This window comes from Thalassomonas sp. RHCl1 (assembly GCF_947387555.1).
Classification (GTDB): Bacteria; Pseudomonadota; Gammaproteobacteria; order Enterobacterales; family Alteromonadaceae; genus Thalassomonas.
The window spans coordinates 21,926-44,203 of sequence record NZ_CANDNZ010000003.1; the positions used below are offsets into that span (position 1 = coordinate 21,926).

A 22,278-nucleotide genomic window follows, 5' to 3' on the forward strand; every position below is an offset into this window, starting at 1 on the left:
AAATATTCCTCCGCTAAAGCAGAACAACACTTGCCTTGAGCTTTTCACCCGGGCCGGAATAATTCTCCTGGCCCGGTGAGCATTAGCTTTATTAAATCAAAGCTATTTCCAGCTACAGAGTTTAATAGCCGAAGTTATGTTTCAGCTCCGGATGGTCTTTACTTAACTGCTGCCAGGGATCGAGTGTGTCGCGGGTAATGCGGTCACAGTAATCGCCGTTGGCCGGGATAATTAAGTCGAGTACGAAATCACTGCCGATAGAGATCCCTAAGTCGATCAACAAAGGGGTTGATGTCAATAGGGTGTCGGCCAGGGCACCGGCGCCGGCTTCCAATACGCTGTCGGCAAGCGTCGTGACATATTCCTTGCTCAGTTTGCTCTCATCCAGCGGCTGACCGTCGGCTGTTTCTAAACCGCGCAGGACATCAAAGTACATTTGCCACTCTTCATCGGTAAGTTCAAGCACGGTTTTATTGTCGACGGTTACCGCATCGATAAAGGCGTTGATACCTGCTTCTATGGTTTTGCTTAAACCGCTCACTCCCAAGGTCAGGAAGTTGATAACAAAATCTGTCAGCACTTCATTGGCATAGGCCAGTTTGGTATGAGGGTTCGAGCAGAACTCGGCTTCTTTAGAGCGGTAAAGGATCAGGGAGTTTTCCCTGGCGCTCGGGCGCATATCGTCATATAACTTTCTTGCCCCTAAGCCGGTATTGGCAGCATTTAACAAGTCACCGTCATCGTTATCCAGTGCCCAGGTAAACATACCGCCTAACTCCTGGGCGACCACATATTCCGCTTTTTTCTGTACCGCCCATGGGGTGTCTAACGTGACCACCACATTCTTGGTATTGTCGTCGGGATTGGTGGCAACCAGGTATTCGGCTTTGGCTTTTTCATCGCGCACATACTCATAACCGGGTTTTAAATTGCCCTGGTCGTCATAGGCGGTGGCTTTGATATGGCGCCAGGCAACGTTGGCAGCTTCCAAGGTACCGATATTGCCGGGCGAATTGCCCTGAGCTTCGGTCGGGAAGGCATATTGTCCGTTGGTATTCAATTCAGACGGATTGACATTGGCCCATAAACGTCCGTAACCGGCATAGCCGATGATGAGCTTACGGGAGTTGATCCCTTGCTGCTTAAGGTATTGCACGGCGCTGTCGATACTGTGCCCTTCCAGTTCGCCGTTGGTATAAAGGGCGGTATGATGGCCTACGGTATTGTCCCAGGCGCCGTAGTAGTCATAAGACATCATAAAGATATGATCTAACATGTCGCCGATACCCGGGTAATCGACGCCGTCTATGGTCACCGGCTGCCAGTTTACCTTGGTCAGGTGTTTTGGGGCCGTGCCCATGGCGGAGGATAACTGGTAGTCAACGCCGCGTTGATTGCCCAGGGCATCCAGTGCCTGGCGCAGCTCGTAAACCAGCTTGGTATGGTTGTTGGTGTCTCTGTCTCCCATAATACCGGTTTTTGCGCCGTCAACGCCGACAAACTCCCAGTCAAGGTCAATGCCGGTGATATGTTCATTGAGCTTAAGGTAGTTGATGACGCTGTTGATAAAGGTGGCCCGGTAACTCGGGTTATTGGCGATCACCGGGAAAGGATCGCTTAAGGTCCAGCCGCCGATGGAAAGGTACATATCGAAGTTTTTGCCGTTACGGTTTAATACCCGCTCCATATGGGATAAATCGTTTTTCAAACCCCAGGCGTAGTCAAAGCCTCCCTGCTCTCTCAGGGTGACGTCACCGACATTGTAGAATTCTTTGGTCGGCGTTGATGCAAAAGGATTTGGGGTATTCCGGCTGTAGTCGATCACATGGTAAGCCGTCTGGTTCCACTCCCTTTTCCACTCGGGCAGGTTCATATCCGGCTTGCCGTAATGGGCCCAATGGTCGGGAATGATCATAGTGCCTGTGGGTTTGTCGGCGCAGAGTTCGGCAATTTTCGGTCTGGCTTCTATGGTGGCACTTTCATTGCCGAACCAGTTGCTGGCGTCTCCCTCGCTGCAAATGGCGGCAAAAGAAACCTGGATAAAGTTCATATTATTGACCGGCAATTCATTGGGGGTGTAGGCGGTAGGAGAATAAACGCCCCAGTCGGTATAATAACCACCGATTAAATACTCATGCTCATTGCCGGCAGCATCGGTATAAGTCGGGTTTTGGAAGGTTTTATGGGTCGACCTGGCGCTGTTGTAATGGGTGATCACCCTGTCGTCTATGGTTTTTGGGAAGGGATCAAAGCCGGGCACAGGTGATGCTTCAACCACAACCGCATCCGCTTTAACGCCGTTATTGTTTACCTGTACCGATTCACCGTTAAGTACGGCGCTGATGGTGGCCAGGCTGCGAAATTCAACATCGTCCTGAAGGACCAGATTAAAACCAACCTGGGTCACTTCATAAGTGATATCGGTTTTTTTGGTCAAGGTGATAATATCGCTGCTAGCTGTTCTTTCAATGCTGGCATCGGCTCCCCAGGCACTGGTGATATCGGCAATGGTATTTGGCGGGTAAGCGATCACCATTTCGGTCAGGTCGGTGGCAAAGACATATTCGACCGAGCTGGTTGTACCCCATATTTCCCCGTGGTAGAAGTCAATTTCCGCCATAACGCTGAGCTCTTCCCCTTCGGGGGCATTACCTTCTGTTGGCACCGGGCCGACTAAAGTCCAGGCACCTGTTTGCCAAAAGCCGTTGGCATTACCCGGTTCATAGGCAGCGTTACCGCAGTAGGCCCAAAATGCCCCTTCGCAGCGGTAATAATTGCCGTTGTGGTCGACCACTGTGCCTATGGCATATTGCCCGCCGTTCTCATAAGCGACCGCCTCTTCGATCACTTCGGCTGCCACAACTGAAATACTGCTTCCGGTTAATATTGAGGCAATCAGCCAACTGAGTGGTTTTTTATTAAAGCTCATTTTTCATACTCCTTTGATAGTTCTGTTAAGTGCTTATTTGAAGACATTACCGTTAACCTTGTTTAAATAAGCACCAAATCATTATGAGAATTTTTAAAATGAGCTCAATACGAACAACAGCGAGCAAATGGCAGGAAAAATCAAATATTGTTCTGAAAATAACCGACAGGCCGCATTATTGTTGACTAAATGGTCAGGCATTTATTGTTCTGAATAGTTCTGAATTGCTCTGAATCAGCCTGAATCACAGTAAATCAGTACAATATTTATACTGGAACGCAAGTGGTTGATATTTATTGCTGCCAAATTGGAACGGTTAAAAGGTGTGGACACAGGTATTGTTTATTAGCTGGAGGCATGCGGATGCATTGCTATTTTGACTGGCTATAGCAAAGGCAAAGGGCTTTGCTGTAGCCAGCGCGATTTTAGTAATCCCCTAATGAATATTCACATAAGCAACTGGTTAACAGGGAGCATGGGCCGCACAAAGCAAGCCCTGTATTTAAGCGATTTGATAATAAGCCGGTAAAGTTTTAGCTGCTACTTATCTGAAATGATGTTTAAAGGAGTTCCGCCCTGTTAAGCGGAACTAAAGATGAATGATCAGGGCGGCTGAAAGCCCCCGACACAAGAGATGCTTAAGCATCTGCGATTGTACATTGCCCTGTTATTTGCCTGTTTAACTTATCAAGCTGCTCGCGGCTTTGGTGAATCAGCTGCTTTGCCCTCGCCTGGGCTTGTTGCAGTTTATCGGTTTGCATAACCGGGCTTAACAAGGGAATGTTTTGCCAACCCAGGCAAATGGCGGGATTTTTATGGCATCCGTCAACTAAATGTACTTCTGCCCGGGTTAAGTCCCGGTTAAGGGTAAAATAACTGGCCAATACTTGATTGATAAAAGCCAGTTCATCCCATTGAAGCGCCAATGCCTGCTCTTTCATCGGTGCCAGTATCCGGACCAGGTTTTCATTTTTACCTGCTTGCCTGGCAATGTCTGCGTTTATCACAGCCGTTGCTATTTCGATAAAAGTTATGCTGTTAAAGCTTGCTTCTGCACTTGCCAGCAGGGGCAATGCATGGCTAACCTCCTTATATTCCCCCAATGCCAGTTGTGCGAAAAAAGATAAAATCAGCGGATCGGCAAAAGTATCTTCCCCTAAAATACTTCTGCGATAACCGGCATACCAGGGGGCATAAGCTGAAAGCTTATTTTGATTAAGCATTTCTACATAGGTCAGCCAGGGAATACGCCAATCCCTGTTATCAACAGCAGCCAGCTGCTGTTGCCAGGTATCGGCAGCATTAAAGGCCTGCAAGCTGTTATTGAGTAGGGCCATATTGCCGTACAGGTCATTGTTGCACAGCAATTGTCCGCTGAAGCGGGCAAGCAGGTTCATGGCTTCGGTATAATTTCCGTTTATCATCAGCCAGTCGTAGAAGACATAATAAATATTCGTCGACAGGTAGTTTTCATGTTCCAACCCGGGATAGATGGCGGCAAGCTCTTGTCTGCGTTTGCTCAGTATCAAAGATTTAAAATAAAAGTAGCTGTTATCTTCAAAGTACTTGTCCCTGTGATAGCCTTTTTCAAAATGTTTTAACGCCGGCAGTTCTTCATCAAGCTCTAAATGAAACAAGCCCTGGATAAAGGTAATAAAAGGGTCTTGATCCAGGTTTTTCAGCAGTTCAAAGGCAATATCAACATTGTCCTGGTTAGCCAGATAAAAGGCCGCAGCCATCAGGGAATAGCTGCTTTGGTTATAATGCGACAGCAGGTGGTTGATGCCCTGGCTCAAATGTTGGTCTTGAAAATACTCTATGCGGTAAAAGGCATATAAAGCATCCATAAAATAATACTTAGCTTTTTTTTGCTGCTCATTAAGGCTGTTTTTTTCAATGTCCTCATTGATTAACCGGCGGGCTTGGGCTAAAGGTTGTGGCTGATCAAAAGACAAAGATGCCAATGCTTTAACTTGTCTGTTGCCATTTACCAGTTCGGCAATGCCTGAATTATCCTGTTTTAAGGCGGGCTCATGAAAAACTTCCAGCAACTCACCGGAAACCGCTGCCAGACCTTGCGCATCCACCAGTTTGCTGAGCGGCTGGATAGACAGGTGGGCCAGGCGGGAAGGTTTGCCGACAAACAGCAAATTTAATACCGCTTTCTTTTTGGGGAGCAATTTAATGACTAATTTCTTGGTATCGCCTAATTGGTCCAACTTGGTTAATAAAGCTGTGTTAGCGGCGAGCTTAGTCCCTGGGGTATTAAGATCTTTGGCAATGCTGCTTTGATAACGTCTGAGAATTTGATTTTCCTGCTCTGCCACCTCAAGCTTATGTTCGACAAAAATCAGGTGGCCGTCGGCATTTGCTGCTATATCCGGTTTGTTGAACCAAAAAGTTGTCACCAGGACTAGCAGCAGCAAACCGCTGATAGCCAGCGCAAATACCCGTCTGCGCATGGGAAAAGTTGCTTTCTCTGGTCTTATATTGGCTTTATCTGTTTTTTCTACAAGGCTTTCAGGGGGCGGGGAGCAAGTTTCAATGCTCACCAGCAATTGATAGCCATGGCGGGGAACCGTTTTGATATAACTTTCACCTGAATCCCCTTCCAGTGCCTTACGCAAAGCACGTATTGTCTGGTAGACCAGGTTATCTGTGGTAAATTCCGTTTCCCATATCTGCTCTTTAATCTTAGCTAAAGGAATAATCTCGCCCGGGGTGGCGATAAAAAGCTGCAATAACTTAAAAGCTGCCAGGTTAAGGGGGATGGTGACATCACCATGGGTAATACTGTGGGACTGCTCATCTATCAGCCATTTGCCAACTCTAGTATTCAATATTCATTTTCCTTGTTGGTAATTCATGACACGATTCTTTTAAAACCTGGGAAAAAATCGTTGCAGAATTTCATTTTATATCCTTCCAGCCACAACATTTTGCTTGGGCATTGTTTGCATAAGCAAGTATTTCAGGACTCAGTGCTGGTTCAAACTTTTACTCAAAAAACGCGTTTATCACAATAATAAATATGAATAAGCCAAACCATTTTCATTTTGAGCAAGGCTAAATGAAATTTTTCCATTATCCCCGACCCTTTTAGACCTTGAATATGTATACAATATTTCATTACAGTTTTAATTTGCGCATTACTCTGTTGAGGGAAAAGGAGGAAAACCACGAAGCGAACAAAAAACAGACTATCACTGCCGTGTCTTTTGTTTGTTTTATTCAGAAAAAATATCTGATAAATCTATAAGTTACCGGTATTAAATCAAGTTGGAACTGTCAGCTTTTTTTACAGACTGCCAGCTAGCTTACATCTTGGCTGTTATTTTTAACGGCTGTCAGCGCTTGGCATGTTTTTTGATTGCGAATGTTACAAATAAACAACAAAGGTGTAAAAAAAGTGTTTGATATTTTTAAGAGAAGCTGTGTGTTTTTGGTGGTACTGTTATCCTTTAACGCCCACTCGGCACTGATTACTATAAATGAAGTCGATTTAACCCTTGACCCCAACCATCAAAGAAATGGTTTCCAGGTACAAGGCAGCGATTCAACATTTCTTAAATTAAGAACGTCAGCATCAACTGGCTGGGATGAGTTTCTTGTTGACCAGGCGGGGATCTGGGATGGATTTCGCCTGGCAACAGAAACGGAAGCAATTACCTTGTGGAACAGCATCTTTTCATTATTTCCCGGTGACGCATTACCTGCTGATAACAGGGGTTATGCCGGTAATCACAGCCTTTCATGGACATCGGCACAAGTAAATGACTTCTTTACCTATAGCAAACCTAAAATTTCCCTGGAAGGTGCAGACAGTACAGGTAATCATGCTTATTTTTTGCAGGATGACGGCGGTATCGGTGCAATCAGCTATAGTTTCGCTTCATGTTGCCGCACCGGGGTCGCCAGTATTTACTTTGATATAGGCTTAGATCCGGCCAGCAGTATTTCAGCCCCTTCAGGTTCGTTATTGCTGGTATCTACAGGTAATGCCGCCCAGGTTACGGAGCCGCCAATGTTTATGCTTTTGGCTCTGGGGTTGATGGGATTAGTCTCGCGCAGGTTTATCAAAATATAAGGTTATTTCATATGAAATAACCGCTTTCAGTTAAGAGAGCCAAGTTAGCGCAGCCTGAGGCTGATGCAGTCTTTGGCTCTTCCTCCCTCTTTGCTACCGGAAAATCATTAAGCGATAGCGGTGATGTTTTTCCGTCCCTTACCGAGCCCCGAGCAATCTCCCTTCAGGGTTAATCGCGCGCCTGTGAATATGCCGGATAGTTAAAAAGTTGCGTCTTTTCCCGTCAAAGCCCGTCTTAAATGTTGCAAATGGCCTTAAAGGCTTTACCGATAAATGTAATGCGGGAGACTCCTTTGACTAACTTCGACAAGATCAATGTTAAACACGAGAACAAATTTATACGGCATGACCCGAACATGCTCAATTCTGTCTATGGCACCACAAATGTCGAGCCCTACTGGGTCGCGGATATGGACTTTGAAGTTGCTACGCCGATTCGCGATGAATTGCTCAGACTGGCACAAAGAGCCCACTTTGCCTACGAGTTCAACAGCCAGGATGTGCTCAAAGCGATTGTTGACTGGTATCAACGCCGGCATGACCTGGTGCTGAAACAGGAAAACCTGGTGCAAGTGCCCGGGGTACTGACCGGAGTCGCTATGCTTATTCGTGAGTTAACAAAGCCGGGCGACGGTGTTTTGATCCAAACGCCGGTTTATCACCAGTTCAAAAAGGTCATTGGCTCAGCAGGCCGTGAAGTGCTCAGAAGTCCGTTGCAGGTTATTGACGGTCATTACCGGATGGACTTTGATGACCTTGAGCAGCAATTTTCAAGCGGTAAAGTGAAAGTGATGTTACTGTGCAATCCCCATAACCCGGTAGGCCGGGTATGGACACAGGATGAATTAGCGCAATTGCTTAAGCTTGCCCGGGCGTATCAGGTGTTTATTATCAGCGATGAAATTCATTCGGACATTATCTTTGCCGGACATAGCTTTCATAGCATGGCAGGATTCACCGGAGAGAATTTTGCCTCTTTGATTGGCTCACCCTCTAAAACTTTTGGTATGCAGAGTATTTCCAATGGTTATATTTATAGCGCCAACCAGGATTTATTGGCAAAAACGAAAGCTTCTTTGGATTCCATGTACTTAGGTCATAGCAATGTCTTGAGTAATTACGCCACCATTGCAGCTTATACCCAAGGTGAGATCTGGCTGGATGAATTTCTTCAGTATCTTGAAAATTCAATCAACTGGATACAAGATTTTTTGCAGCAGGAACTACCCCAGGTACGCTTGTACCCGGTAGAAGGGACTTACCAGATATGGCTGGACTTTAGCAATACCGACCTCCCGGCAGAGCAGGTTAAGCAGCTGCTGGTGGATGCCCGCATGGCACTGACCCCCGGCGCCTGGTTCGAAAGCGGTAACGAGTTAATGTTCAGGATGAATATCGCCTCGCCTTTAGCACAGATACAAGAAGCTTTTAAACGGCTACAGCAGAAGTTGTCTGCTTAATGGTCCGGGCAAGCGCAAACATAGGCCGCTGCGGCTTGCCCGTATTTAGGTAAGATAATAAGCCAAGGTACAAAGGCGGCGGCTTTGGCTATTTGCACAGGGTTTTATAATACATTTTTCCTTTGTCATCCTTAGGGGCAAAGTCGGTTACGCCGCCTTTGCCAATCTCAAAGTCACAATGACTCATCATAAGTTCTCGAAACTTCTTTCGCCCTCGCTGCACCCGGCTTTTTGCTCCGGATAACGACAGCCCCAACTTATCGGCGATGTCTTGCTGGCTTAAACCTTCCAGTTCGGCAAGTTGCAGTGGAATACGGTACTTGTCCGGTAACTCGCCAATCAAAGGTTTGAGGCAAAGGGCCAGGGTTTTATAGTTTTCCTCTATCGGGTCTTGCTCTTCAGAGGCCAGGCTTTCCGGCAACTCGTCATAACTGTGATGAGCGCGATAATGATCCATGATCAGGTTATGGGTAATACGGTATAGCCAGCTCTTCAGACTGCCGCGTACTTTAAGCTGATGTAAATTGCTGCTGGCTTTAATGTAGACCTCTTGCAGTATATCGTCGACAACATCCGGGTCGTCCAATCGCATGTCGATGTAACTGCGAAGTTGTGCTTTGTGATTTTTCCACTCGGTAAGCATGAATACCTCAAACTGCTTTCATTGATGGTGCTATTTATTTATGACGTCAAATCATCAATAAGGATGCAAAAAATATTACTCAGGGGAAAATAATCTTCCAGCACGCTTTTTTGCATCTTACTGCCCTCTTTCCCGTCTGTTTAATGGCGTGGCACTAACAGCTGCGAGCAAACTGAAAAATGCTTTTTTATTGTTACCCCTGGAGAATTATAGTGTTTAGACGATTAAAAGAAGACATACAAAGTATATTTGAACGAGATCCTGCGGCAGCTAATACCTTAGATGTGCTCGTGAGCTATCCCGGGCTGCATGCGATCACTATGCACCGGTTGGCCCATGTATTATGGAATAAGAATTTCAGGTTAGTTGCGCGACTTGTCTCAAGTTTGAGTCGCTTTATTACCGGAATAGAAATACATCCCGGAGCCCGCATCGGCCGCCGGTTTTTTATTGATCATGGCATGGGGGTAGTCATCGGCGAGACAGCGGAAATTGGTGATGATGTAACCCTTTACCATGGCGTTACTTTGGGAGGAAAAAGTTTAGGGGGAAAAAGCCCGGGTAAAGGCAAACGACACCCAACCCTTGAGAGCGGTGTGAGTGTCGGCGCCGGTGCCAAGATACTCGGGCCGGTTTGTCTTGGAAAAAATGCCAAAATTGGCGCGAATGCTGTGGTGACAAAAGACGTACCCGAAGGAGCTACGGCACTGGGTATTCCCGGACATATCATACATAACAAATTAAAAGTTGCGGTTAACGATATGCATCAAACGTCCGGCACCCCATCCAAAGTGGCTGGTTTAGTTTCATAAGCCAGCTCCCAGCCCTGATATGCAAACTATTCAGGTTTATAACCTTAATACCAGGGGGCGTATCCTGGCTATAGATTACTTTTTCGTAGCTCGTTAAATCACGGTACAAGTACTCGAAGTAGTGCGCCAATTAGAGCAGTCATGAAACAGCCATTATTAATGTGGCTGCTCAGCATGCGGCATAACCTACATACCGGCTTTTCAACCATCAGTATATAAAGCGAAGAAATAACAACAAGTATTCATACGGTTGATACAAAAAGATTGAAAATCATCCCCTTGATCATAAGCGCCCACAAAGGGCCGCAAAATAGAGTAAGCGCTAATAAATTCGGGTTCACCACCAAGAAACAGACCGGCTAAGGCCAACCGGCCGCAGAAATTGAATGTTCTTACTGCGTCATTGAACTTGTCAAAGCCATTTCGATTCTGCTTTCTGCTGTTGCCCCCTATGTAAAGATATGTAAATAAAATCGGCAAATGTGCAAGGATCATGAAGAGAACGTGTAGGAAAAAAGAAAGTTTGTTGCAGAGCAGGAGTAAAACTGGCGAGTCGATCTTATCCGGCATAGGCTGGTTGAGCTTAGTTCATTGTTTTGGCAATTCACTAAGCTGGCTTTTAGGAAAAATAAATAAAATAAAAAGGAAGAAGTTTATGAAAGCAATAAACAAATTTCTCTCGTTAGTGCTAGTTATGGGGCTTACGGCCCAAGGAGCTCAGGCAACGGTAGATGAAGACTTACAAGCGATCATTACTGCTCAGGGATTCACCGGTGATCCGGCAAAAGACTTTGATTTGCCTTTGCCTGACGAACCGGAAGCCGACCTGGGGAAAATGCTGTTTTTTAGTCAGGCGCTTGGTGGAGAACTAAATGCAGCCTGTGCCAGTTGTCATCACCCTTATCTGGCGGGGGGAGATGCTTTGGCACTGGCAGTAGGCGTTGACGCTGAAAACCCGTTGCTACTCGGTGATGGCAGAAAACACCCGGACGGCATCTTTAATAACCCCCGCAACACCCCATCGGTGATGAATGCCTGGATATGGACACAAGGCCTGTTTTGGGATTCGCGGGTTGAAAAACTCGCCGATGATACCATCAGTACCCCAGACTCCCCCTTTGGCGAAACCGATGAGGCTGCCGGCGACAACTTGTTAATGGCACAAGCGGGGTTTCCGGTAACTTCTGTTGAAGAAATGCGCACCGAAAATTTTGAAACCGGTAACTCGAATCAGGCGGTTCGTGATCATTTGGGCCATCGCCTGGCAAACACGGGGATTGGTGTCAATGAGCTGGCCAAAAATGAATGGCGCCAGCTGTTTGAAGGGGTCTATGGCAGCCAGGCCCAGGAAGGCGAAGATATCGTCAACTTTGATAATGTCAGGCGTGCCATCGCCAGTTATGAAAACTCAATGAACCTGACCGATAACCCCTGGTTCCGTTATATCAAAGGGGATATCAATGCCATGAATGAATCGGCAAAACGGGGGGCAGTGTTGTTCTACACCGCAGCCCCAGAAGGTGCCGGTTGCTCTGGCTGTCATAGTGGCGAGACCTTTACCAATCAGGGCTTTTTTAACGTTGGCTTTCCGCAGATTGGCCCAGGTAAAGGCCACGGTGATTCCGGATGGGAAGATCATGGCCGTGGCGGCGAGAGTCTGCTGGAAGCAAATAACAACGCATTTAGGACCCCCACCCTGCTCAATGTCGGCGTAACAGCACCTTACGGACATGCCGGTGCTTATGAAACACTGGAACAAGTGGTGGACCATTACAATGATGTCGATAACCACTTGCCTGCATTTGTTGCTGCCAAGTCTTGGTGCCAGCAAGCACAATTTGCTGAAAGCGAAAATTGTCAGACCCTGTTTCCCGAAGCGGAAACCATTGCCAGCGGTTTACTGGCTAAAATAGCGGCCTTACGTGAGCTGGGGATCCCGGCTATGCTCCCCCTGGAGCTGAGCGATGATGAAAAAGCTGATCTGATCGCCTTTTTACACGCGCTGACCGACCCCTGCACCCAAGATGCCCGTTGTATGAGCAAATGGTTACCAGACCCTCGACGTGGTGACCCGGATAACCTGCAATTAAGGGCCATCAACAAAAATGGCTTGCCGTTAAGCATGACCAGGCAGTGTACTGAGGTTACCCTGCAAGGTGGCCGGTTACCGCTGGATCAAATGGAGTGTATTTCAGGCGGCAACAACGCTTTCTTTTTTGAAGTCGCAGAAGATAATACCGTCCTTTATATCAGCACCACAGGCGGTACAGGTAATGCGGATCTCTTTTTTAATGCTGATACCTGGGCCACACCGCAAAATGCCCAAGCCAAGTCAATTTCTGCAGATAATGAAGAAGTACTGGTGATCACTGCAAATCGTGGCTTGCGCTATATTTCTGTTGGTAGCAGGAGCGGTTATGAGTTAACGGGGATCACCGTGAGCATAGGCAGACAGTAATTGTCGGGCCTGGCTAAGCTGACTTAGGCTGCCAGCTGACGAGCAGTTATCAACAAAAAAAATGAAAGCAACAGCAAGGAATGAAGTTGCAGCATTTACCTTGCCATTACCGGCAGCAGGCATGTTTGCCTGCTGCCGGTATTTTTCAGTGACCCAGTTAAAGATCATATCCTGTGCTAATAGGCTGCGGGAATTATATAGTTGGCCATGATATCATCGGCCTGGTTCACATATAGCGGCCACTCCAGGTAATTGCCCTGGGTCATGACTATCACCATATTCTGCTCCGGGAAGATATTGATATATTGGCCGCCATCACCGTCGGCGGAAATATAGCGCACGCCATTAAGCTCTCTGTGCCAGAAAAAGTAACTATAATCACCGGCAAAGCCAGCCACCTGTACCTTGGCAACTTCCTCAACCCATTGGGCGGGTATTACCTGTTCACCTTGCCATACGCCGTTATTTAAATAGCTAATGCCAATTTTTAACATATCCCTGGGACGCATGTGCATTCTTGCCGCCCCTTCCGGCAGGCCATCGGGTTGTGAGCGCCAGTCGTAATCTGTGATCCCCAATTTACGGTAGAACTGGGCGTCTGCCCAATCCCGTATCGGTGTTGGCACTAAGTTATCAAGGGCTTTTAACAGCATATTCGGACTGGCACTGTTGTATACCCAGGCCGATTGGGGACCCAGGTTATCACGGCTAAGTAAAAAGTCAGTGAAATCAGTTGATTGCCACATTAATGCCAGATCATTACTGCCCCATTCATCCCAGGAAAAGCCAAGTTGCATGGTAAGTAGATGATGAAAATTCAAGGCATTTTTGTTGGCATCGTCAGTAAAAAAATGGCTTTGCTGCGGTAGTAGCGGCGCAACGGCATCACTGGTTGAGACATTAAATTGTTCAAAGGCGATACCAGCCAGGGTAGCAGTTAATGCCTTATTGACGGAGGCGATATAATGTTTGTCGGTGCGTCCCCATTGTACAGGCGCCGGTGTCGAGATCCGGGCAATATTATTGTTGAAGTCGATAAAGTCATTGTTGCCGGGGAAATACTCTTCAACGGCCAGCACACCGTCTTTGTAGATCAAAAGACTGTGTAACTCCTGATAGCCTGCACTGGCATCAGCCAGCACTGTTTTATTCATAAGTTGACTAATCAGGGTACTGTCTAAACCCGCACTGTTGAGATCTCCGGTTTGAATACCGTCGGTTAGCTGCACCGGTTGATGGTAGTGATAACTATGCGCTGGTGAAAGGCCGATTGTGGTACTGCTTTGCAGTGAAACATTGCTTTCTCTGGGGCGGTAATGCTCGGCACTCACTAAAACCGCCAAATGCTCCCGGTCGACATTATCGGTTACTTCGATGCTGAAGCTGCCTTGTGCATCGGTAAAGACTTGCAGCTCAGTGTCTATAAGCTGGACCCTGGCATTGGCTATCGCTTGTGCCGGATCGCTGCTATCAAGTACCACGCCCGTTATCTGCATGGTGTTATTGGAGGATGAACCATCACATGAAAACAAGAAAAAACAGACAGATAGTAAAATCGTTTTATGGCTCAGCAACATGATGAAATCCTCTTGATTGTATTCTTCATTTCGAGGGGATGTCCGGCCATTGCCACCGGAGAGGGGCATGATATCGCCAGCGTAATAGTTGCGGGCCAAGGGCTTAATATATTCATGGGTAGAGTCCTTATTTTATAATTATCTTTTTATTGGGGGAACGAGTCGTTTAGGCCAAGTTGTTAAATAACTTGCCTCCCCTTCCTTGAAAAACCTGATTAACCATTGCTTTGCTGATAAATATTTAAGGCAGTCGCGGTATTGGTTAATCAAACAAACCCTACCATGAAAGCGCTTACACTTGTATCAAGACTTGAATATAAAACTGCTGCACCCGCTTTAAGGTACAGCAGTTTTGCTTATGGCTTTTTAATAAAGCCCGGGGTTAGTTTTTAGTGGGCAGATTTGGCTCCGGCCGCTTAGCTGTGATCACCAGCTCTGCCTGATTGACAACAATACTGAGCTTTTGCCCGACAGGGAAACCGGCTAAACGCAGCCATTTTCCCCTGAGTATCACACAGGGCTCAAGTTTGACCGGCACATAGTTGATGCCTATGCCGCGGGTCTTTGTTGCCGTGTTGCAAACCGTTTCCTGTACGGTAAGTTGCCGATAAATGGGATATTTTACTTTTGCCGAGGCGGGCTCTGGCGTATGATGATATTTAGCCATGACTTACTCCTGTAGAAGTTCGTTGTGGTTAGCGACCTCTGGGTGTGCTACCACTCAGGGGTTGCGACTTAAGTTACTACGCTTGCTTTATCTTTTGCTAGGTAGTAACGCCTGTTATTGCAGCAGCTCATTGGTGGCAGTGTTGCAATAACTGCTCTCCTTTGGACTTGGATAGCATTATTAATGAAAGATCAATTTGCGGGGAAATCAATGGCGAATTGGTCTTTTTTTTGAGGTGAAATCTAAGGCTTGTTTGCGGCTTTTTACTTGTGAAAATGATTAAATGAATATTTAATCATATATCATCCATTCTATGGGCAGAATGTAGAAGTTGCTGGTATTTAGATGATTGAAGTTCAATAAGATTTTGAATATGTTCTTTGACGGTTTGATTGGTTGAGACATCAATAATGATCATTAGCCAGCTGTTTATTTTTTCATTGATGTCGGCACTAATAGCAAGCACATCATCTATGGTTACATTTGGCTGCTGCTTTAGGGTTTTAATGTAGCTTATCGACTTATTCTCGATGTCCTCATCAAGCCATGAATCGAGAACGCTCTTTGATTCTGTTTTTATTAACCCGTTAAGATATGAGATGGCATCGGTTTGTTTCTGTATCACAAAATGCACAAAGATGCGTGTTCTCTCATCCGTTATATTTGCTAAAAAATATTCATATAAACACGTTAGCTCTTTATTAATATCAATAACGTGTTGGTATACTTCTTTTAACTGATGAAATCTCATACTTTACCCCTTTTGATATATAAAGCAGGACAGCAATCTTCCTTTGGTATCCCGACAACTGATCATGGATTGGAGCCTTTCATTGCATGGTGACAATGACATAACAAAATTCATCTGCAACATAGTGAGAGTTTCTATAAAGCAATATCAAAGTAGTCAATTTGACTTTTTATGGACAGTCACCTGAACAGTGCATTGTCATAATGACAACCCGATAAGGAACTTAGTTAATGCGCTATTAATAGCCCCTTTTTATAAAAACTTGTCAGCTAACAATTGCTTTTTTATTTTCTTAAAGCCACATTTAGCGCATCTATTGCTGCCGACCAGTCAGAATCATTTATCCATGCATCTTTGATAAACTCTTGTTGCCAAGGACTTAAAAAAGGGGCGCACTCTAATGAAATACTGTGATCGAGCGTATGGCTGTTGATAAATATTTCTATTTCACTTTCAGTGTTTGCCAGGCCAAGCTGACTGAACAACTCCGCCATTGTTTTATGACCTAATATCATTTTGATTTCCTGTTGAGTTAAATCAAATGAATACCTGCATATTGAATACCACTTTAATAAACCGATACTGAAAAATTGAATTCAGGGGTTTTAAATGGCCAGAACGCTGGGGCCGGGCCTGTATTTTGAAAAGTTTTCTTGGTTTGAGCAAAGTACTTTTACCGCTACCGCTTTCGCCTAAAACAATGGCTAAACCACTTGTTGGAAACCGGTAATTGACTTGGTTTAAAATAATTTTGTCGTCGCGGACAAAGCATAGGTCTTTCATCACTCAACCTGTAATAAATCAGGTTTGGGCAGCCGAATATCCGGTTGCCCGTATGTTTTCCCCCATTTATCACATGGCTTACTGACAAAACTTGTACCTGCAAATTTCTGATTGGGACTTAAGCACGTATTGGTCTACCTTGCCTGCCGCCGGCTTACAAATTTCCTGCGCCGGCATTTAGCTGGGGAAGCCTCCAGTCGACAAAAATATTCGCTAAACGTTGCGAGACACCAAGCCTGTCGTTGGGATCCAGGTTATAAAGTACCTCGATGATTTCCCGCCTGTTTTGATCTGTATGGCTGGTAAGTGCCGGATTGACGGAATCGAAATAATCATCCAACTGTCCGATGCTTCTCGCACCCGCATGCCACATCAGTTTGGCGGATGCCCGATCAAGATTCAGGTACTTCATCCAGATCTCGGTATCATCACCCGGACGGTATTTAAACGGCTGAGTAAATTCTCTCGGATATAAGGTTTTTATAAATTGCCACTGTCCTTGTTTTTGCCGGGCTATTTGTAAACTTCTGGCGCTGTGGTGGTTGAAATGCGGCAACAGAGAGTAAGCTTCCCCGGCATCCGCCGTTACTGTGGTGATTTTCCGCCACGCATTGAAATCAAACAGCTTTTTAGGCGAAACAGAAAAAAGCGCTAGCTGTTCGTTTGCCCGGGTAAGCACAAAAACCTCCGGCGAAAGTTCGGCGGTAATATTGCCGCAGATGGCAGCCACAATCTCTTGCTGATTCAGTTGCCCGGTTATTTCGTTGTTGCTTTTCCCCGGTAGGGTAAACCAGTTAATTTGCTCGCTTTTATAGTCCTGGCAGGCTACCGCTTTTCCCTGTGGTGCAGTTTCATCGGCCAGTAATTTCACCGGGCGCTGGTGCCGGTTATAGCTAAAAACCGATCCTGTGCCCTGCTGTAGCATTAATAACTGCTGATTGCCAAAACCGACAAGGTCAGCCACTTGCTGCGAGGTTAAATCCTGCAGGTAATCCAGGGTTGCACTTTGCTCTCTAAGATATGGCTTTTGTTCGCTAAAAGCGGCTGTATTTGACTGTTGTTGTGAGTCCCGGGAACTAACCGGTGCAGCGGCCTGTTTCCCGGCCCTTGCCGCAGCCTGAGATGACTCATAGTTGCAGGCGCCAAGCGCTAACAAGCCAGCGGTCAGGGCAAGCGCAGATAAAGATTTATTCATAATTTTTAACCTATTGTCGGGTAAGCTTACCCGGTAAGAATCAAAAGTTGAGGCGGACCACAGGGTACAAAGCACCGCTGTGATCCTCTCTTTAACACAATAATGAAGATTAAAAGCTATTCGCTGCCATTGCCGGGATTAACAATCGGCCGGCTAACGCCATCAACCCGGTGCACTATGCGCCACATGGGGTTCGGCTTGCTTTGTATTATCCGCAGCATGTCCACCGTACTCTTGTCACCTTCATGAAAATCATCGCCCTCAAGTAATTTAGGGTCTATGACATAGTCAAACAAATCCTGGAAGTTACCCTCACTGGCAGGCAGCAAATAACTGCGGGTATTGTAGCGGTCAACCGTATTGGGCAGCGTATTGTTGTTTTCATCCTGCACTTCACTGGTTACCGCGCGATCAATATCAGCTTCAAGGAATATAGATTCTCCAACCGTTTGTCCCTGCTGGAAATTACGGCTGTAATAGCCACCGGCGCCGGCGCCAAAACCAGCGCCTGTCGGCGGGTTTTCAAAATTAAAGGTTGAACTGGCATCAGTTTCTATTTCATAACCATAATAATCGGTAATGGAGCTCACGGCTTTAGAACTCTTGCTCTTAAAGGCGCCATCGGTTACCGCAATGTCTGCTATTAATAGCTGATCGTTGACGAACTCTTCCGCACTTTGGCCAACAGATGTAGTTCTGGCTTTAGCATAACGCTCTTCAAGCTCCTGCTGCTGCCGGGTACTCTCCAGTAACCAGGCATTTTCCTGCCTGGGGTTAAAGTAGCCCTGACCGAGACCTTGCACCTGATCAGGACCGATAAAACCGTCTAGTGAACCAGCGACCTGATATGCCTTGTTAAGTTTGACCTTATACACCTGCTCCTGAACGGTGGCATCAGAGAAATCAAGCGCATAGCCAACCAGTTTTCCGTCGTCAGGATTATGCAGCGAATAACGCGAACCGCTTAAGGATGAAACAAAGATTGCACCTTCGGTATGGGGCGCCCAAAGTTCAACCGCTTTGCTGCCGTCTGCATTTAAGGTATAGCAAGCATCAAGATAAGGGCTTTCCTCTCCCATACACTCCCTCGTTGGCACACTGCCGGTAATAAACGACTGACGGGATATTTCTTCTTCTAAAGCATAACTTTCATCCCTGCCGGAAAATGCACCGGTTTTTAAATTAACAACCGTATCTATAGATATTTCGATAAAGGGCGATTTACCGCCGACGGTTAAGCGGCCCGATGCAGTAGCGCCTCCGGCATCGTTGGCGTTGGTAGAAACAGTGGTGCCGGATTCGATCCGCAACTCCACCGATGACAGCTCAGCGGAGTAGCCCCACTTGCCGTTTTGATCCCTGCCCAAGTTTTCACGGGGAACCGGCGGCGCACCTTCGATAAAACCTATCGGGGTTGAATCCAGCGTTACCCTGCCCGTGAGCCTGGCTTCCAACTCTACAAGCGGCACTTCAGAAAAGGCCACCCGGTAACGACCGTCCTGCTCCTGATGCAGCTCGACAAACTCCCGCACCAATAACCCGGATTTCAGGCCGCCTTTATCGATAAGGCGTGATGTTTCAAAGGCCAACGGCGCTATAGTATGGGCAATAGGCTTATCGTTGCCTTGATAATAGGTGCCAAACTTAGGTGTCCACTTGGCAGGGACATAGTTTGGCAGGTCACGTGGTACGGCTAAAGCTTGCGCCGGATTTTGTTCGTCATCCGGCATAGGCCAGCTTTCGGCAAAGCTCATTTCTCTGACGCTCTGGCCTGGACTCGTTCCCCAGTTAGGTTGTAAACCTCTGCTCGATTCCGATAAATACGGATCCATGATATTTTCCTGCAATACCTTTTGACGCGTAGTACTGCCGTTGCCCCGCCAATATAAATGCGTCAGGCCGTCGCTACCGCTATAAAAGCGAGGCTGGGTTGCCACGTCAGACCCGGAAATAGATGATTTCGCCATATTAGCAGCTATGGTTGTATCCTCGTTTAAAGAGTAATGCGTAACAATAAAGCCACTATCCCCATTACTTGATGCTAGTAAATACTCTGTACCAACAACTTCGTCAGTTTTTTCGCCCTCACTATGGGTTGCAGTTGCTATGGTTTCAATGACAACAGAATCAAGATAATTCCCTGTGTACTTTAAAAGACCTCTATCGTAATACCAGTAACTGGTGATTTCTTCTCCCCGATCATCAAGGTAAGTCAAATTGCTGGTGGCAAAAAGCTGTTCAGTTCCTTTGCGTATGTTGAGCAGCTTTACGGTATATCCATCTGTGGTCATGCATGCATCACTGACTTTAGTGCTGAGCATAAAACGCTCCCGGCCATTGCCTTCGTCTACCCGGACAACCGTTACGGCCTTTACCTTACAATCAGGACTATTCGTTATTTCCGAAGCAGCGAAGGGCACCAAAAATGCAGGTTCGTAAAAAGTATCCCCCACAGCATCTACGGTTGATAAGTCATCCTGGTCGCCAAAGTTTTGTGTGTGTTTTGCTTCGGTGATGGTTTCACTGCCGCTTGAATTGACATAACGCTTGCCGGATAAAGAAAAGCGCGACTCTACCAGGCGGATCAACTTATTATCGACATCGGAGAAATCAAACCGTTCCACCAGCACTTTGGCGGCGACTGCTGTGCCGTGCCCCCTAAACAGGTAGAGGTATTGGCCGTCTGATACAACATCAAATGTTTGCCCCTGATAGGCTGCATCGCATACAGGTTGCAGGTACTTATCTACCGCGCTGTCCTGGGGAAGTGCGCCGCCGGGAGTCAAATGAGCGCTTGCCAGGAACTCAGCGCCTTCGGGTTTATCATTGTTACAGCGCGGATCATTATTTTTTTCATATAAGGTCAGTGTTTCCGGCTCGTGCCAGCCGGCCTCGTCCCTGAAAATATATTTGATAGCATCGTTTTCCCCAAAGAAAACAAATTGTTTTTCCTGGTGGGTAATACCCTGCATATGGTTAACATTCGTTAACGGGGTTTGCGATACCGCAGATACCGGGTTATACGGCGGGGTAATATAAATAACGGCATTAGGCGTGGACTCGTCCCGGGCCTCTGGGATCAGCAATAAATCAGGTACGCCGTCGCCGCTGAAATCGGCGGACTGCATTTTTTGGTAGGTGCTGCGTTGTCCGCTGAAATGACTGTTAATGGCCCCTTGTCCATTGATTGTTTTGTCATGATGGATACCGGTAAAGGTTAATTCTGTGGCAGTGGCCTCATCGCCGCTACTACTGTCACCGCCGATAGCGCCGGAGGTAGAATAAAGAATATAAGGAATACCATTCCATAAAGCGATGTCGTCTTTATCATCGTTATTAAAATCGCCTATGGTTATAAGTTCGGGTGAGTTGAGATTAACATATTCGTCGTTAAAACCATTTTGCGAAAATAACGCGATATTTTGTTTGAAGGTTTCCCGCTTGCCATCGCTGTCTTCTTCAATGCGCACGGCGTGACTGATATAAACGGTATAGTCGTGACCGTCGAGTACGACAAAGTCATCACTGCCGTCGCCGTTAAAGTCGCCGATACGGATTTTATTTTGTGCAAGTTCAACAAACGACTCGTCAAAAATATTATCGGAAGAGGTTTTACGGTAGTCGGCATCGGCATCAAGATAAATACTGCTGCGTTGAAATTCGCCGGTAGTTCCCAGACCAAACCAGATATCTACCTTGGCATGGTCATCGCTAAGATTAGGCATATTATCTTTAGTGTCCCAGCGTAAAATATCACTGCGGCCATCACCGTTAAAATCACCGATACGGACATTTGAGTTGTCTGCGGCAAATAACCAGTTAGGATCGTCACTGTCGCCGTCGCTTTCACTGTTCATGGTTACGTGGCTGCGACCGTCTAACTTGGCCTTATGGCGGTTCCCCGTACCTGATTCCGGAATACTAAAAGCAACTAACACGTTATAAGTCCCGTCTTCCTCCTTATCAGGACCTTTATCCCTGATCAGCACATCGGTCAGACCGTCACCGTTGAAATCACCCAACGACAGCTGGTTTTCGTTGTTAAGGCCATTGTAGGCATCGCCGAGGTCTTGCGTGTCGACCAGCGGATAGGAATGTGTGCCAAAAAAATAGCCGCTATAAATATCACCGGAGTTAAATTCATCTTTTGCCCACTCCTTGGTGTTTTCCTGGCGCAAGAGATCATCACCGCCATCGTTAAACTGGCCAAAATGCAGGTCGGTATGATCACCGGCAAACTGCCAAATGAAACTGTCTGTCAGGTTAACATCGGTAAAACCAACTTCTCCGCTCCTGAATAACGAATCGTCGGGGCCAACTTGCCGCCCTTCGGTTGTTGCATGGCTCAAAAAGATATCCAGCGCATCAGCATCGATGTCCTTATTCTGACGGATGAGATCGGCAGAGCCGTTGCCGTCGATATCGGCAATATAAACTTCGCTGAGCTTGCCCCAATCACCGCCAAATTCGGCAGCACTGAGTTCCTGATATTTCCAGGGAACATGTGATCTATGCTCCTCTGTGAGGCCGGCATTAGCATACGGTGAAAGCGATGCAATAATTGCAGCCAGGCTGCAATAAGGGAAAACTTTTTTTAACATATAAACTCTCCTTCTTAAAACTGCTAAATCAGCGTACTTTGACCAATAGTGTTAACCGCTATCAGGGCTGAAACTATTAGATCTCCATCTTGCTGAGCATCAATTCCGGCCTTACCACTTACTGGTGTTTTTATATGAGGCGATAACTCCACTATCCGAAACCGCCCGGTTATTTATCGAACACCTGGTTTTGTCATTTCCGCGGCAACTGAAAAACATTTAACGGAAAATCAGCAGTTCGATAACGCCGGAGAAATCAAGCTACCACCCGGCAATGTAACTAACTGTAAAGAGTTCTGAAAAGTTCTGAAAAGT

At 46.5% G+C, this 22,278-nt stretch carries 12 protein-coding genes and 1 pseudogene; 4 read left to right on the forward strand and 9 right to left on the reverse strand.

Going from position 1 to position 22,278, the window contains the following annotated elements:
* Positions 1 to 121: 121 nt before the first annotated feature.
* Together QL234_RS10625 and QL234_RS10630 are read right to left on the reverse strand one after the other, a co-directional pair.
* Positions 122 to 2,929: a glycosyl hydrolase family 18 protein gene (locus QL234_RS10625; protein WP_281557811.1), complete on the reverse strand. Its 2,808-nt coding sequence runs from the start codon at positions 2,927 to 2,929 to the stop codon at positions 122 to 124.
* 638 nt (positions 2,930 to 3,567) lie between these two features.
* On the reverse strand, positions 3,568 to 5,769 hold the full coding sequence (locus tag QL234_RS10630) for a winged helix-turn-helix domain-containing protein (protein WP_281557812.1): 2,202 nt from the start codon (positions 5,767 to 5,769) through the stop codon (positions 3,568 to 3,570).
* Between the two features lie 569 nt (positions 5,770 to 6,338).
* Here QL234_RS10630 and QL234_RS10635 point away from each other — a divergent pair.
* Both QL234_RS10635 and QL234_RS10640 read left to right on the forward strand, forming a co-directional pair.
* Complete coding sequence (locus QL234_RS10635) at positions 6,339 to 7,016, forward strand: hypothetical protein (RefSeq protein WP_281557813.1); 678 nt, start codon at positions 6,339 to 6,341, stop codon at positions 7,014 to 7,016.
* 356 nt (positions 7,017 to 7,372) lie between these two features.
* Positions 7,373 to 8,476 (forward strand): aminotransferase class I/II-fold pyridoxal phosphate-dependent enzyme, encoded by a 1,104-nt coding sequence (locus QL234_RS10640; RefSeq protein WP_281557814.1) that lies wholly within the window; start codon positions 7,373 to 7,375, stop codon positions 8,474 to 8,476.
* An 88-nt stretch (positions 8,477 to 8,564) separates the two neighbouring features.
* Here the strand turns inward: QL234_RS10640 and sigZ are convergent, their stop codons facing one another.
* Positions 8,565 to 9,119, reverse strand: a complete 555-nt coding sequence (sigZ, locus tag QL234_RS10645) for an RNA polymerase sigma factor SigZ (RefSeq protein WP_281557815.1) — start codon at positions 9,117 to 9,119, stop codon at positions 8,565 to 8,567.
* 212 nt (positions 9,120 to 9,331) lie between these two features.
* Here sigZ and cysE point away from each other — a divergent pair.
* Positions 9,332 to 9,850 (forward strand): annotated as a pseudogene (cysE, locus tag QL234_RS10650) (serine O-acetyltransferase); the annotation flags it as partial.
* 736 nt (positions 9,851 to 10,586) lie between these two features.
* Positions 10,587 to 12,389 carry a cytochrome c peroxidase gene (locus tag QL234_RS10655; protein ID WP_281557816.1) on the forward strand — a complete coding sequence of 601 codons (1,803 nt, stop codon included), beginning with the start codon at positions 10,587 to 10,589 and terminating at the stop codon, positions 12,387 to 12,389.
* 176 nt (positions 12,390 to 12,565) lie between these two features.
* Here the strand turns inward: QL234_RS10655 and QL234_RS10660 are convergent, their stop codons facing one another.
* The 6 genes from QL234_RS10660 to QL234_RS10685 form a co-directional block, all read right to left on the reverse strand.
* On the reverse strand, positions 12,566 to 14,035 hold the full coding sequence (locus QL234_RS10660; protein WP_281557817.1) for a serine hydrolase: 1,470 nt from the start codon (positions 14,033 to 14,035) through the stop codon (positions 12,566 to 12,568).
* Positions 14,036 to 14,348: 313 nt separating this feature from the next.
* Positions 14,349 to 14,633, reverse strand: coding sequence for a SymE family type I addiction module toxin (locus QL234_RS10665; RefSeq protein WP_281557818.1), 285 nt, complete (start codon positions 14,631 to 14,633; stop codon positions 14,349 to 14,351).
* Between the two features lie 295 nt (positions 14,634 to 14,928).
* Complete coding sequence (locus QL234_RS10670; protein WP_281557819.1) at positions 14,929 to 15,384, reverse strand: hypothetical protein; 456 nt, start codon at positions 15,382 to 15,384, stop codon at positions 14,929 to 14,931.
* Between the two features lie 284 nt (positions 15,385 to 15,668).
* Positions 15,669 to 15,899 (reverse strand): DUF2789 family protein, encoded by a 231-nt coding sequence (locus QL234_RS10675; protein ID WP_281557820.1) that lies wholly within the window; start codon positions 15,897 to 15,899, stop codon positions 15,669 to 15,671.
* A 422-nt stretch (positions 15,900 to 16,321) separates the two neighbouring features.
* On the reverse strand, positions 16,322 to 17,362 hold the full coding sequence (locus QL234_RS10680) for a hypothetical protein (RefSeq protein ID WP_281557821.1): 1,041 nt from the start codon (positions 17,360 to 17,362) through the stop codon (positions 16,322 to 16,324).
* A gap of 116 nt (positions 17,363 to 17,478) precedes the next feature.
* Positions 17,479 to 21,963, reverse strand: coding sequence for a VCBS repeat-containing protein (locus tag QL234_RS10685; RefSeq protein ID WP_281557822.1), 4,485 nt, complete (start codon positions 21,961 to 21,963; stop codon positions 17,479 to 17,481).
* Positions 21,964 to 22,278: the final 315 nt, after the last annotated feature.